Origin of the sequence: Halomonas jincaotanensis (assembly GCF_018448785.1) — a bacterium.
Lineage (GTDB): Bacteria > Pseudomonadota > Gammaproteobacteria > Pseudomonadales > Halomonadaceae > Halomonas > Halomonas jincaotanensis.
The window spans coordinates 122,039-135,844 of record NZ_JAHCLU010000008.1; the positions used below are offsets into that span (position 1 = coordinate 122,039).

Annotated in this window: 15 protein-coding genes; 3 read left to right on the forward strand and 12 right to left on the reverse strand. The window is 63.1% G+C overall.

Annotation, left to right across the window (positions count from 1 at the left end; translation table 11 throughout):
- Positions 1-39: 39 nt before the first annotated feature.
- The 5 genes from benB to KG088_RS09295 all read right to left on the reverse strand — a co-directional run bounded on the left by benB (position 40) and on the right by KG088_RS09295 (position 4,532).
- Positions 40-528, reverse strand: a complete 489-nt coding sequence (gene benB / locus KG088_RS09275; protein ID WP_213825239.1) for a benzoate 1,2-dioxygenase small subunit — start codon at positions 526-528, stop codon at positions 40-42.
- A gap of 28 nt (positions 529-556) precedes the next feature.
- Positions 557-1,936 carry a Rieske 2Fe-2S domain-containing protein gene (locus KG088_RS09280; protein ID WP_213825240.1) on the reverse strand — a complete coding sequence of 460 codons (1,380 nt, stop codon included), beginning with the start codon at positions 1,934-1,936 and terminating at the stop codon, positions 557-559.
- A 57-nt stretch (positions 1,937-1,993) separates the two neighbouring features.
- A complete protein-coding gene (catA, locus tag KG088_RS09285) occupies positions 1,994-2,965 on the reverse strand; it encodes a catechol 1,2-dioxygenase (RefSeq protein ID WP_213825323.1) in 972 nt (323 codons plus the stop codon).
- 69 nt (positions 2,966-3,034) lie between these two features.
- Positions 3,035-3,325, reverse strand: a complete 291-nt coding sequence (gene catC / locus KG088_RS09290) for a muconolactone Delta-isomerase (RefSeq protein WP_213825241.1) — start codon at positions 3,323-3,325, stop codon at positions 3,035-3,037.
- Between the two features lie 88 nt (positions 3,326-3,413).
- Entirely contained in the window at positions 3,414-4,532 is a 1,119-nt protein-coding gene (locus KG088_RS09295; RefSeq protein ID WP_213825242.1) for a muconate cycloisomerase family protein, read from the reverse strand.
- Between the two features lie 104 nt (positions 4,533-4,636).
- Here KG088_RS09295 and KG088_RS09300 point away from each other — a divergent pair, with 104 nt between their 5' ends.
- On the forward strand, positions 4,637-5,539 hold the full coding sequence (locus KG088_RS09300) for a LysR family transcriptional regulator (protein ID WP_213825243.1): 903 nt from the start codon (positions 4,637-4,639) through the stop codon (positions 5,537-5,539).
- A gap of 110 nt (positions 5,540-5,649) precedes the next feature.
- On the opposite strand, the gene KG088_RS09305 is transcribed toward KG088_RS09300, so the two are convergent.
- Entirely contained in the window at positions 5,650-6,480 is an 831-nt protein-coding gene (locus KG088_RS09305) for a BKACE family enzyme (RefSeq protein WP_213825244.1), read from the reverse strand.
- Between the two features lie 7 nt (positions 6,481-6,487).
- Positions 6,488-7,273: an alpha/beta fold hydrolase gene (locus KG088_RS09310; protein WP_213825245.1), complete on the reverse strand. Its 786-nt coding sequence runs from the start codon at positions 7,271-7,273 to the stop codon at positions 6,488-6,490.
- A 296-nt stretch (positions 7,274-7,569) separates the two neighbouring features.
- Between KG088_RS09310 and KG088_RS09315 the strand changes: the two genes are divergently transcribed.
- Both KG088_RS09315 and KG088_RS09320 read left to right on the forward strand, forming a co-directional pair.
- On the forward strand, positions 7,570-8,355 hold the full coding sequence (locus KG088_RS09315; protein ID WP_213825246.1) for an IclR family transcriptional regulator domain-containing protein: 786 nt from the start codon (positions 7,570-7,572) through the stop codon (positions 8,353-8,355).
- 38 nt (positions 8,356-8,393) lie between these two features.
- Complete coding sequence (locus KG088_RS09320; protein ID WP_213825247.1) at positions 8,394-9,344, forward strand: AEC family transporter; 951 nt, start codon at positions 8,394-8,396, stop codon at positions 9,342-9,344.
- Here KG088_RS09320 and KG088_RS09325 read toward each other — a convergent pair.
- The 5 genes from KG088_RS09325 to napF are packed head-to-tail and all read right to left on the reverse strand — an operon-like array spanning position 9,333 to position 13,804.
- The gene (locus KG088_RS09325; protein WP_213825248.1) at positions 9,333-9,986 is read right to left on the reverse strand and encodes a NapC/NirT family cytochrome c; all 654 of its coding nucleotides are present in this window, start codon (positions 9,984-9,986) and stop codon (positions 9,333-9,335) included. The genes KG088_RS09320 and KG088_RS09325 overlap by 12 nt on opposite strands.
- Positions 9,983-10,468 carry a nitrate reductase cytochrome c-type subunit gene (locus tag KG088_RS09330; protein WP_213825249.1) on the reverse strand — a complete coding sequence of 162 codons (486 nt, stop codon included), beginning with the start codon at positions 10,466-10,468 and terminating at the stop codon, positions 9,983-9,985. Before KG088_RS09330 ends, KG088_RS09325 begins: the two co-directional genes overlap by 4 nt.
- Before the next feature lie 33 nt (positions 10,469-10,501).
- Positions 10,502-13,006 (reverse strand): nitrate reductase catalytic subunit NapA, encoded by a 2,505-nt coding sequence (napA, locus tag KG088_RS09335; protein WP_213825250.1) that lies wholly within the window; start codon positions 13,004-13,006, stop codon positions 10,502-10,504.
- Complete coding sequence (locus KG088_RS09340) at positions 13,003-13,314, reverse strand: chaperone NapD (protein ID WP_213825251.1); 312 nt, start codon at positions 13,312-13,314, stop codon at positions 13,003-13,005. Before KG088_RS09340 ends, napA begins: the two co-directional genes overlap by 4 nt.
- Positions 13,304-13,804 (reverse strand): ferredoxin-type protein NapF, encoded by a 501-nt coding sequence (napF, locus tag KG088_RS09345; protein WP_213825252.1) that lies wholly within the window; start codon positions 13,802-13,804, stop codon positions 13,304-13,306. Before napF ends, KG088_RS09340 begins: the two co-directional genes overlap by 11 nt.
- Between the last annotated feature and the right edge of the window lie 2 nt (positions 13,805-13,806).

Below are 13,806 nucleotides of genomic sequence, written 5' to 3' on the forward strand. Positions count from 1 at the left end.
CTTCCGTCCGGTCAGCGTGACCCGGTCAACGTGACCCGGTCAGATGTGGTACACGTCGATGACCTGATGGATGTAGTCATTGTTGAGTTGCACGACTTTCTTGGTGATCAGCGGCGCCTCGCCGGATACGTCCAGGGTGTAGAAGGCGCTGCCGAAATAGCTGTCGGTCTTCTGGTAGCGGTGACTCAGGGTGTGCCAGTTGAAACGCAGCTCTAGCGTGTCGCCCGCTTCCTTCAACACCTCGATGTTGCTGACCTGATGCGTGGTACGCGGCTCGGGCATGCTGGCCCCGCTGCGCTCGGTCTTGATCCGGTAGACCCGATCCTCGAGCCCGTCGCGATTGGGGTAGTAGATCAGCGAGATTTCCGAGTCCGGATCGCGGGTCAGCTGGTCGTCGTCGTCCCAGGCCGGCATCCAGAACACGGCCTGGGAGCTGTAGCAGGCCAGCCAGTCGTCCCACTGGCGGTCGTCGAGCAGCCGCGCCTCGCGGTACAGGAAGGCCTGGATATCGTGATAGCTGATGTTCATGTCTGTTCTCCCTTGTCGGTTGGTGCGCTTACGCGGACTGGGTGGCGGACTCAGTTGGGATAAACCGGCTGCGCTCTTTATCGATGGCGCGCAGCATTTCCTCGACCCAGTGCTTGTGGTGCAGCACGTAGAGGCCCTCGTCTTCCGGGGAGGCCCCGCTGAGTAGGGGCTTCATGTCGATGGCCTGGGCGTTGTCGTCGGCGCCCTCGATCCACTGTTTCGCGCCACGCGAAAGGTCGTTCCACTCGGCCAGGTTGCCGTTGTAACCGGCTTGACAGGCGCGGAATTCTTCCAGATCGTCCGGCGTGCCCATGCCCGAGACGTTGAAGAAGTCCTCGTACTGGCGGATGCGCACGCGGCGGTTCTCGGCCGACTCGCCCTTGGGCGCGAAGCAGTAGATGGTGACCTCGCTCTTGTCCACGGCGAGCGGACGAATGACGCGGATCTGCGTGGAGAACTGATCCATCAGGTAGACGTTGGGATAGAGGCAGAGATTGCGCGTCTGGTTGACGATGGAGTCGGCCCGCGCCGCGCCGAGCTGCTTCTCGATCCAGTCCTTCTGGGCGTAGACCGGGCGCACCTCGGGGTTGAGCAGCCGGGTCCACAGCATCATGTGGCCGTTCTCATACGAGTAGAAACCGCCCTGGCTCTTCGACCAGCCGTCGGCGTCTACCGCCTTGGTGCCACCGGCGTCGTAGTTGCGACGTTCCATGGTCGAGGCGTAGTTCCAGTGCACCGAACTGACGTGGTAGCCGTCGGCGCCGTTCTCGGCGCCCAGCTTCCAGTTGCCGTTGAAGGTGTAGGACGAGGTGCCGCGCAGGATTTCCAGGCCCTCCGGCGCCTGGTCGACGATGTTGTCGATGATCTTCATCGTCTCGCCCAGGTAGTCCTCGAGCGGCTGGACATCATCGCTCAGGCTACCGAACAGGAAACCGCGGTAGTTGGCGAAGCGCGGCAGGCGCTTGAGGTCGTGGGAGCCTTCCTGCTTGAAGCCCTCCGGATAGGCACCGGTCTTCTCGTTCTTGGCCTTGAGCAGCTTGCCGTCGTTCTTGAAGGTCCAGCCGTGGAAGGGGCAGGTGAAGGTGCCCTTGTTGCCCTGCTTGCGGCGGCACAGGGTGGCGCCGCGGTGGGCACAGGCGTTGATCAGGCCGTGTAGCTCGCCCTGCTTGTCGCGTGTGATGACAACGGGTTGGCGTCCCATGGTCACGGTGAAGTAGTCACCCGGCTCGGCGATCTGGCTCTCGTGGGCCAGGAACAGCCAGTTGCCTTCGAAGACGTGCTTCATTTCCAGCTCGAAGAACGCCGGGTCGGTAAACATGCTGCGGTGGCAGCGGAAGATGCCATTGTCGGCGTCATCGACGACGGCGCCGCGGATGCGTTCTTCGAGACGATCAAGTTGTGTGGTCATGGTCTTGCTCCTCGATAACTGTGTGAGAGTGTCAGACGGGAAGTGGCGACAGCTCGATCAGACCTTGGCGCTGCCGGCCAGTTGGCTTTCCTGCGCCTCGGTCTCCTTGGCGCGCGGGCGCTTGTGACGATGCTGCAGTTCGGCGGCGTCGGTCCTGGTCAGGTCGATGTCGAACACCACCTCGGCGAAGGGACCGTCCAGCTCGCGCTTAGCGATCTCGGCCGGGTCCTCGATGCGCTTGGCCGGCACCACCAGCTCCTCGCGGGTGGCGAAGGCGAAGTCGTCGAAGGTGTAGGGGTCGCCGGCCAGGTTGATCTGGGTGGTCAAGTGCTGATGTTCCGGCGCGGAGACGAAGTAGTGGATATGTGCCGGACGCTCGCCGTGACGGCCCAGGGCCTTGAGCACCACATCGGTGGGGGCACCTTCCGGCACGCCGTAGCCGGAGGGGATGATGCTGCGCGCGGTGTAGCGCCCTTCGCCGTCGGCGTAGATGCTGCGGCGCATGTTGTACTCGCTCTGGGTCGGGTCGAAGAACGAGTAGTTGCCCTTGGAGTTGCAGTGCCAGATCTCGACCTTGGCGCCGGCGATCGGCGTGCCGTCGACGTCACGCACCTGGCCGGTCAGCCACATCACCTCGGCCTCGGGGTCGCTGCCGTCGTCCATGCGTGCGAAGCCTTCGGCTTCCGGGGCGCCGGCCACGTAGAGCGGGCCCTCGATGGTGCGCGGGGTGCCGCCGGTGCGCTTGGCCTCGGCGTCGATGGCGTCCTGACGCATGTCCAGGTAGTGGTCGAAGCCCAGGCCCGGCGACAGCAGACCGAACTGGGTATCGTGGCCCAGGGCGTTGAGCAGGCTGACGGTGGACCAGTACTCTTCCTCGGTGACGTCGAAGTCGTCTATCAGCTTGTACAGGTCGGACAGCAGGCGGTGCATGATCTGCTTGGCGCGCTGGCTACCGCCCGCCTGGTCGAAGCCGGCAACGATGTTCAGGAAATCCTGAACTTCGGGGGTGTCGAATATCTTCACGGTCATGGTCTTGTCCTCGTTATTGGTCATGTCTTGTCCGCCGGGTGGCGGACGCTGGCGTGGGCTATCCGCGACTCAGGTATCGTCCTCGCGGATAGTGGAAGGATGACGACACAGCGGCTTGACGCTGATCGCCATCCACGGAAAAAGCGGCAGGTTACTGACGAGATCCTGCAGTTCGGCGTTGTCCTCGACGTCGAAGATGCTGATGTTCGAGTAGCTGCCGGCCACGCGCCACAGGTGGCGCCACTTGCCCTGGCGCTGTAGCTCCTGGGCGTAGGCCTTCTCCCTGCTCTTGATCTCGGCGGCCTGGTCGGCCGGCATGTCCGGCGGTAACTTGACGGTCATTTCCACGTGAAACAGCATGTCTTTCTCCCGTTAATTTCATGACGCTTCATATAAAGGCTGGTCGATAGCGACTGGCCCGCTAATGCGCGTGCTTCACCTCGATGGGTTACTGGCGCGAGTAGTGGGCCAGCTTGGCTTCATCCAGGTTGATGCCGAGGCCCGGGGCCGTGGGCAGATCGACACCGAAGTCGTGGTAATTGAGTGACTCGACAACGATGTCGTCCTTGAGCAACAACGGGCCAAACATCTCGGTGCCCCAGGCCATCTCGGGCAGTGTTGCCCAGGCGTGCAGGGAGGCGGCGGTGCCGATGGTGCCCTCGAGCATGGTGCCGCCGTAGAGGCCGATGCCGGCGGCCTGGGCCACATGGGCCAGCTCCAGCACGCCGTTGATGCCACCGGACTTGGCGATCTTCAGGGCGAAGGCGCCGCTGAAGCCCCCAGCGGCGAGCTCCAGGCCGTCGCGGGCGTCCTGCACCGCCTCGTCGGCCAGCATCGGCACGTTGAAGCGGCTTGCCAGGCGGATCAGCCCGGCATGTTCGCGGGCGGGGATGGGCTGCTCGATCAGCTCGATGCCGGCGTCCTGCAGGGCCTGGATACCGCGCACCGCGGCGGACTCGTCCCAGGCCTGGTTGACGTCGACCCTCACGCTTGCCCGCTCGCCCAGCGCCTTCTTGATGGCGGACACGTGACGCACGTCCTGCTCCACGGGGTTGGCGCCGATCTTCAGTTTGAAGTCGCAGTGACGGCGCTCGTCGAGACGCTGGAAGGCTTCGTCGATGTCCTTGGCGGTATCGCCGCTGGCCAGGGTCCAGAGCACCGCCAGGTGGGTATGGCAGGCGCCGCCCAGCAGCTCGGCGATCGACAGGCCCAGACGCTTGCCCTGGGCATCGAGCAGCGCGGTTTCCAGCGCCGACTTGGCGATGGTGTTACCTCGAGCATGGCGGTTCATGCGGGCGCGCAGCACATTGAGGTTGCTCGAGGGCTGACCGATCAGCAGCGGCGACAAGTAGGTATCGATGTTGCGCTTGATGCTCTCGGGGCTCTCGGGGCCGTAGGCCAGACCACCGATGGTGGTGCCCTCGCCGAGGCCTTCGATGCCATCGGAGTGGCGCATGCGCACGATGACCATCGTCTGGCAGGCCATGGTGGTCATGGAGAGCTTGTGGGGACGAATGGTCGGCAGGTCGACCAGCAGCGTCTCGATGGTGTCGATGACCGATGACATTGGGACTCCAGGTATTGGCTATCGGGTGATGGGAGAGAAGTCTGATTGCTCCTGGCAATCCCAACCAATATTGTTTAGGTGCCCTGCCATACCCTGGAGGTATCATGGAACTGCGCCATCTCAGGTACTTCTGCGTGGTCGCCGAGGAGTTGAACCTGACCTCTGCGGCCGCCCGGCTCAACATGTCGCAACCCCCTTTGTCTCGTCAGATCAAGCAGTTGGAGCAAGAGGTGGGGGCGCAGCTGTTCGAGCGCAGCTCGCGTGGATTGCGCCTGACCGATAGCGGCAGGTTCTTCCAGCAGCATGCCCTGCAAATACTCGAGAAAGTGGAGGTCACCCTAGCGGCCACACGCCGGATGTCACGCAGCAAGCGCGCGGTATTCGGCATCGGCTTCGTACCATCGGTGTTTTACGGGCAGCTGCCCTTGCTGGTTCGCGATCTGCGACAAAAGGATAATGTCGAGCTGACGCTAGCGGAATTGACCACGGTGCAGCAGATCCAGGCGCTGAAGGCCGGACGCATCGACATGGGGTTCGGGCGTCTGAGAATCGACGACCCGGAAGTGGAGCAGGAGATACTGTTCGATGAACCGGTGATGGCCGCCCTGCCGACGGGACATCCCTTGGCGGGCACCGCCCCGACCCTTGAGGAGCTGGCGCGTTACCCCTTGATCCTGTTTCCCGCCAAGCCGCGCCCCAGCATGGCCGACATGATGCTGGGGCTTTTTCGTCGCCAGGGGCTCAAGGTCGAGGTCGCCCAGGAAGCCAACGAGTTACAGACGGCTCTGGGCCTGGTCAATTCCGAGATCGGCATCACCCTGGTGCCCGAACAGGTCAAGCGGGTACAGCGCGACGGCATCGTCTATGTCTATCTGGCCGACAGGACCATCACATCACCGGTGCTCTGTAGCCGACGCCGAGACGAGACGCCATCCTCAATCATGCGGGATGCCAATACCATACTTGAAAGGTTGGTCGAGAACCGACGTCGTGGGCGCTATCCCTGATGCGCCCGCCATGCAGCTGGTAGAAACCAGTACATCCCGGGAGACCTTGCCGCCCGGGATCTATCGCCACACTAGCCAACCATACTAGCTATTCACATTTGCCCTTCCCATTAGCCCGCTTCGAGCCCCAGAATCTCGCGCGCCTGCTGCCAGGTGGCCACCGGACGTTCGTATGTCTCGCAAAGCCTCGCGGTGCGTTCGACCAAAGCGGCATTGGACGGCGCCAGGGTATCGCGATCGAGTCGCATGTTGTCCTCGAGCCCCGTGCGGGTATGGCCCCCCGCCGCGATGGACCATTCGTTCAAGACGATCTGATTCGGCCCGACGCCGGCGCCGCACCACTGGGCATCCGGCGCGAGTCGATTTAGGGTTTCCACATAGAAGTCGAAGGTGGGCCTATCGGCCGGCATGGCGTTCTTGACACCCATCACGAACTGGACGTAGAGCGGGGTCTTGAGCTTGCCCTGCTTTGTGAGATTCACCGCCTGGTGGATGTGCGAAAGATCAAAGGCCTCGATCTCGGGCTTGACGTCGTACTTCAGCATTTCCTCGGCAAGCCAGTCCACCAGCTGCGGCGGATTTTCGTAGACCCGAGTAGGGAAGTTGTTGGATCCCACCGAGAGGCTGGCCATGTCGGGCTTGAGCGGCAGCATGCCGCCGCGCTCTTCGCCTGCCCCCGAACGTCCACCGGTGGAGAGCTGGATGATCATCCCCGGGCAGTGTGTCTTGAGGCCCTCCATCAGCCTAGCGAACTTGTCGGGATCCGAACTCGGCGTCTGGTCGTCATTGCGCACATGGCAATGGGCGATACTGGCCCCCGCCTCGAAGGCCGCCTGGGTGCTCTCGATCTGTTCCTCGATGGTGACGGGAACGGCGGGATTGTTTTCCTTGCGTGGGACACTGCCCGTGATAGCCACGCAGATGATGCAGGGATTCGTCATGGGAATATCACTCCATAGGTAAGGTAAGCAGCTTCTCGGCGAACAGGACCGGCACTTCCACGGAAGGCACGTGGCCGACGCCATCGAGGATGTCGAGCGGCGCGCCGTCGCACTCGGCCGCCAGGGCCTCCAGCGTTGCCGGGGGGGTCGCCATGTCCTCCGTGCCGCCAAGCAAGGTTATCCTGACGCCCTTACCGGCCAGCTTGCCGCTGAAGTCGGCTCGACCCAGCATCTCGCACAATCGGGCGTAACTCTCGGCATCGGTGCGTGCCATCTGGGTTCGCCAGCCGACCTCGAGGGCAGGCTCGCGGGTCAGGTGCGCGGCGGAAAACCAGCGCGGTACGATCTCGCCCGATATCGCCTCCAGACCTTCATCCCTTACTCGACTTGCGCGTGTGGTCCACAGTTCTGTTGTCCCGATCACCGCCCCGGTGTTGGTCAGCAGCGCCGAGTTCAAGCGTTCGGGGTGCGCGTGGATCAGTTGCTGGCCGACCACACCGCCGATGGAGGTGCCGACGAAGTTGAAGCGCGCCGCGCCGGCGTGGTCGGCCAGCGCCAGGGCCTCAATCGCCAGGTCGGCCGGAGCAATCGGCCCCTCTCCCCAGGCCTGGCTGGCGCCGTGGCCGGGCAGGTCCCAGGTCAGCACGCGGTAACGCGGCAGCAGTGCCGGCAGAAGCTCGTCCCAAACCGCCTGGCTCATGCCCAGCGGGTGCGCCAGCATCATCAAGGGGTTGGAATCATCCCCCAGCAGACGATAGGCGACGCTGCGCCCGTTGATGTTCAGAAATGCCATATAGCCTCCGCGACTCCCTCGTTCAGCATAGCAACCCTTGCTCCACCTTCTTGGAGTATGTGGCGTAGTGCTTGCCAGCGCGTCCGGCCCTCGGGAGTCGATGAACCGGCGTTGTACCGGCTTTGACGTGAGTGTTCGTATAGCGTACAATAGTTTTTATAACGAACACATTATCGTCATCCATACACGGCGTCAAACGATATCCATCGGCCCTCGCCGACAGGAAAGCGACGAGACGCATGGAATAGGATGCTAGGCTGGCGCGCCCACCAGGGCACGACGATAAGAGAATCAAGATGCACGAACAGGATCAGACTATCGCACCCGGTGACCGCGACTTCGTCACCGCGCTAGCCAGCGGCCTGGAGGTGATTCTCGCCTTCGACGAGTCGCATCCGCGCATGACGCTGAGCGAGGTCGCGGCGCGAACTAACATGAATCGCGCCAAGGCACGGCGATTCCTGCTGACGCTGCACTCGCTCGGTTACGTGCGAAAACAACACCGCCACTTCGAGTTGGCGCCCAAGGTGTTGCAGCTCGGCTACGCCTTTCTTTCGGCCAACAACTATCGATCAGTGATTCAGCAAGTGCTGGAGGACATTACTGCCGAGAGCGGTGAGTCCTCGTCGCTGGGTGTGCTGGATGGCGACGATGTCATCTATGTGGCCCGCTCATCCTCGCGCCAGCGGCTGATGGCAATCACGCTCTCGGTCGGCACACGCCTGCCCGGCGCCTATACCTCGATGGGCCGCGTACTGCTGGCGCAGTTGCCGGATGCGCAACTCTCGGACTATCTCGAGCGAGTATCGCTGGCGCCGCAAACCGATAAGACCATCACCGACAAGGCCGAGCTCAAGCGGTGTATCCTCAAGGCGCGTCAGCAGGGCTATGCCATCGTCGACCAGGAGCTGGATTCGGGCCTTCGTTCGATCGCCGTCCCGGCCTTCGATGCCAACGGCAAGTTGCTGGGTGCCATCAATATCAGCACCAATGCCGCACGTGTCGACCTTGCTACCCTGACGGGGCGCTACCTGCCCCTTCTGCAGGAGAGTGCTCGGCATATCCGACGGCACGTGAGCTGAACGCCACCCATCGCAGATGAGACTCAGGGAGAGAGCCATTGCTGGATATCCTTGCCATCACGACCCCAATTTTCCTGTTGATCGGGGTCGGCTATCTGGCCATGCTCGGGCGTATCGTGACCCGTGAGCATGTGCAGGGGATCAGCAAGTTCGTGCTCTATTGCGCCCTGCCTGCGCTCATCATCAAGGCGCTGACAGAGAACCCACTCGAAGAGGTGTTCACGCCCCAGTATCTGCTGGGCTACGGGCTCGGCTCCCTGGCAGTCTTCACACTGGGAGTGGTGGCATTGCGGTTGATAGGCCGCAAGCCGCTGGACGCCTGCGCCATCCATGCCCTTGGCATGTCAGCCTCCAACAGTGGTTTCATCGGCTACCCCGTCGCCGCCATGGTACTCGGCTCCTCCGCCGGGGTGTTTCTGGCGCTCAACATGCTGATCGAGAATCTGCTGATCATTCCCGCGGCGCTGATTCTCGCCGAGGCGAGCCAGCAGCATGGCCAGGGGGTCGGCCAGGCCATACACCAGACCGCCAGCCGCCTGGTGCGCAATCCGATCCTGATCGGCCTGACGGTCGGCCTGGTGCTGTCGACCACCGGACTACCGCTGCCCGGCGTGCTGGCCAAGGCCATCGACATGCTGGCGGCGGCCGCTGCTCCAGCCGCGCTGTTCGTGATCGGTGCCACGCTCTTCGGCCTCAGGATCACCGGGATGGCAGGTGAGGTCGGCCAGATCGTTGTGACCAAGCTGGTGATCCATCCCCTGGCGGTACTCGGGGTTTTCCTGCTGCTACCCGACATGGACCCCGCCTTGCTCACCGGCGCCCTGCTGTTCGCCTGTGCGCCGATGATCAGCATCTTTCCCATTCTGGGTCAGCGCTACGGCCTGCAAGACATCAGCGCGGCGGCAATGATGGTCGCGACCCTGCTGTCCTTCGTGACCATCAGCCTGGCGATTGGGCTAATGACCTACCTGAACCTGCTACCGGCTTGACCCCTCATCGTGCTCTAGATGCGCCGCCCAGGAGACGACATCCGGCATGCCCGTGCCGGCATCGAGCGTGCCGTGCATGTCCGGTAGCTCATGGGCGATGCCCTTGTGGCAATCGATGCAGGTCGCTTCGCCTGAGGCCAGCGAGGTGGAGTGGGCCCTGGAAGCGCGTGAACTCTGCGCCGTAAAGTCCATGAAATCGAACTCGTGGCAGTTGCGGCATTCGAGCGAATCGTTGGCCTCCAGCCGCGCCCACTCCCGTTCTGCCAGCTCACGACGCTTGGCCTCGAACTTCTCCTCGGTATCGATGGAGCCGAAAATCCAGCCCCAGACTTCTTTGGAGGCCTCCATCTTGCGCGCCATCTTGTGGGTCCAGTCATGGGGCACATGGCAGTCGGCACATTGCGCTCTGACGCCCGAGCGGTTGGTGTAATGCACCGTGTCCTGCATCTCGCGCAGCGGGTTGCGCTCCATCTCGTGACAGGACACGCAGAACTGTTGGGTATTGGTCGCCTCGACGGCGGTGTTGAACCCGCCCCAGAACAGCACCCCGGCGATGAAGCCGCCCAGCGTCAGAAAGCCCAGGCTGAAATGCACACTGGGGCGGGTGAGGATGCGCCAGTAGCGCGTCAGCCAGCGTTTCATTGCGCACTCTCCTCACGCTGCAGCATTTCGGTCAACACCTCGTCGACGGTGCGAAAGGTGTTGCCCACCAGCGGCTCGGCATCGGTCTGGGGCACATGGCATTGCGTGCAGAAGTAACGATCCGGCGAGACCGCCGCCAACACCTGTTTGTTGCGATCCATGAAGTGGGTGATGCTGACCATCGGCGCGCCGGCTTCCACCGCCTCGCTACGGCTGTGACAGGTCAGGCAGCGATTGCTACGGGTGTCGATCTGATAATCGCGAATGTTGTGGGGAATGACCGGCGGCTGCTCGGGATAGTTGAGGACCTCACGGCCGGACTCCCGCGACTGTTCCGCCATGGGCGGTGCCGACAATGTCTGGCTGATGGTACCTCCCTGTCGCAGGCCATCGGGGGCCGAGGGATCAAATCCCTCATCGGCCACCCCACTACCGGAAACGGCCAGGGCGGCGATCAGGCTGGAGATTGCGAACCATTTCATGATGTCTCTCCTTGCATCCCTTGTATCGGCCCATCAGGCCAGGCTGACCAGCTCCAGACGCACCGCGCACTTCTTGAAGTCCGTCTGTTTGGAGATCGGGTCGGTGGCGTCCAGGGTGACCTTGTTGATCAGGCGGGTGGCATCGAAAAAGGGCACATAGACCACGCCCCTGGGCGGCCTGACGCGCCCCCGCGTCTCGACACGCAGATGCAGTTCACCGCGCCGGCTGACCACCTTGACTTCGCTGCCGCGCCGCATGCCTTGATCGCGAGCATCCTCGGCGTGCATGTAGAGCAGCGCCTCCGGCACTGCTCGATGCAGTTCCGGCACGCGCCGCGTCATGGAGCCGGTGTGCCAGTGCTCGAGTACCCGACCGGTCGACAGCCAGAAGGGGTAGGTCTCGTCGGGCGACTCGGCGGGCGGCTCGCTGGGTGCGGCGAAGATCAGCGCGCGATTGTCGGGCTTGGCGTAGAACTGCCAGCCGGTGCCGGCCTCGACATAGGGATCCAAGCCCTCCTTGTAGCGCCACAGGGTTTCCTCGCCGTTCACCACCGGCCAGCGTTTGCCGCGGACCCGGTGATAGACATCGAAGTTGTCCAGGTCCTTGCCCTTGCCGCGCCCAAAGCGTGCATATTCCTCGAACAGCCCCTTCTGGATATAGAACCCCAGCGCTTCGGCCTCCTGGTTGGCGAAGCCCTCCTCCATGTCCGACAGGGGGTAGGCGTCCACCTGACCATTGGCATAGAGCAGCTCGAAGAGCGTCTTGTCGGCGAGTTCCGGTGCCTTGTCGATGTGCTCCTGTGGCCATACTTCGTCGACGCGGATTCGCTTGGAAAGCTCCACGGTCTGCCAGAGGTCGGAGCGCGCCTCACCCGGGGCGCTGACCAGCTGGTGGAAGAACTGTGTACGGCGCTCGGAGTTGCCGAAGGCGCCCTCCTTCTCTACCCATCCCGCCGCCGGCAGGATCAGGTCAGCCGCTTGCGCCGATACCGTGGGATAGATGTCCGAGACGATCACGAAGGCCTCGGGGTTACGCCAGCCCGGCAGGGTTTCCTGCATGGTGTTGGGTCCGGCCTGGATGTTGTTGGTGACCTGGGTCCAGTAGACCTTGATATCGCCGTCCTTGAGCCGGCGACTCTGCTCCACCGCGTGGAAGCCGACCTTCTCGGGAATGGTGCCCTCGGGCAGCTTCCAGATCTTCTCCGCGGTCTGGCGATGCTCGGGGTTGGTGACGACCATGTCGGCGGGGAGCCGGTGGGCGAAGGTGCCGACTTCGCGAGCCGTCCCACATGCCGAGGGCTGGCCGGTCAGGGAGAAGGGGCTGTTGCCGGGCTCGGAGATCTTGCCGGTCAGCAGGTGCAGGTTGTAGATCAAGTTGTTGATCCAGACACCTCGGGTGTGCTGATTCACCCCCATGGTCCAGAAGGTCATCACCTTGGTGTCGGGGTCGGCATAGAGCTCGGCCATCTCCTCGAGCCGGCTCTCCGAGACCCCCGATTCGCTCGCCGCACGCGCCAGGGTGTAGGGCGCGACATACTCGGCGAACTCCTCGAAGCTCATGTCGGTCCAGACATTGGCGTTACCGGCATTGGCGGCCGCCTGCTGAAGAGGATCGGTGTCGCGCAGGCCATAGCCGATGTCATCGGCGGCGAGCACGAAGTTGACGTGATTGTCGATGAACGACTGGTTAACCCGTCCGGTCTGGATAATGTGGTTGGCGATGTAGTTGAGGATGACGATATCGGCATTGGGCCGCATTACCATGGGGATGTCGGCCAGGTCGAAGCTGCGATGCTCGAAGGTCGAGAGCACGGCGACCCGCGTCGCCGGGAAGGAGAGCCTACGGTCGGTGACGCGGGTCCAGAGCACCGGATGCATCTCGGCCATGTTCGAGCCCCAAAGCACGAAGGCGTCGGCATGCTCGATATCGTCGTAGACGCCCATGGGCTCGTCGGAGCCGAAGCTGCGCATGAAGCCGAACACCGCCGAGGCCATGCAGTGGCGGGCATTGGGGTCGATGTTATTGGAGCGGAAGCCCGCCTTGAACAGCTTGCTGGCCGCATAGCCCTCCCAGATTGTCCACTGGCCTGAGCCGAACATCGCCACGCTTTCCGGGCCGTGGTCACGGATGGCCGCCTTGAACTTCTCGGCCATCAGGTCCAGCGCCTCGTCCCAGGAGACCTCCTCGAAATCGCCCTGCTTGTCATATTCGCCGTTGCGCTTGCGCAACAGCGGCGTGCGCAGACGATCCTCGCCATAGAGAATCTTGGAGAGAAAATACCCTTTGACGCAATTGAGCCCGCGGTTGACTTCCGACTGCGTATCGCCGTGCGTGGCGACGATGCGATCGTCCTGGGTGCCCACCATCACGCTGCACCCGACGCCGCAGAAACGGCAGGGGGCCTTGTTCCAGTGCAATCGCGTCAGCTCGGCATTGGTGATCAGGTTGCTCGCGCCGGCGGGAATGGAAATGCCGGCGGTGGCCGCGGCAACGGCGGCCGCATTGGCCTTGGCGAATTCACGACGGGTCAATTTCATGACGGGGCCTCTTCCGGTTCGTCTGCAGTATCCGGGTCAAGCAGTTGGTGATAGACCAGCGCGGCGCCGAAAACGCCGGGACGCTGCTGGACCGCATCGATCAGTTCGAGAATGCGCGCCTCGCCATGGCTCTCCATCACCACGACGAGCTTGCCGGCCGGGTCCTCGGCGCTCACTTCACAACCGGGCTGATGGGCCAACCAATCGGCGACTTCCCGGCAACGCGACGGGTCGACATGCACCAGGCAACTGGCGATATGCAGGGTTTCTGGGAACATCGTTTCAGGGGGCATCGTCTCAGAGGGCATCGGCCATCTCCTGGCTCGCCATCACGATGGCATCAGTGGGGCAGAGCGCCTGGCAAGCACCGCAACCGGTGCAGGCATCGGACTCGACATGTGGCATTGGCGGGCGGCCGATCTGCGCAGGAAAGGTAATCGCGCGCCAGTCACAGGCATCCTGGCACGCCTGGCAGTGAATCTTGTTGAAGGCCAGACAGTGGGGCTCGATGCGGGCCTGCCAGGGAAAGGGCCTGCGCTCGCGGTCGAAGACGCCGGCATCGCAGGCTTCGATACAAGCGCCGCAGAGCGTACAGCCCTCGTTAACGAAGCGAATCTCTGGATAGCCACCGCCGCCACGATGCAACACCCCCTCGGGGCAGGCATCGAGGCAGGCATCGCAGCGAACGCAGCAATCAATCAGGTCGTCGCCGGTCCAGGGTGGGCGCTTTACTGGGCCGCGGCCGCTCAGTGAGCGGAAGAACTGCCGACGCTCTTGATGGTGGGGTGGATGCGTCATGA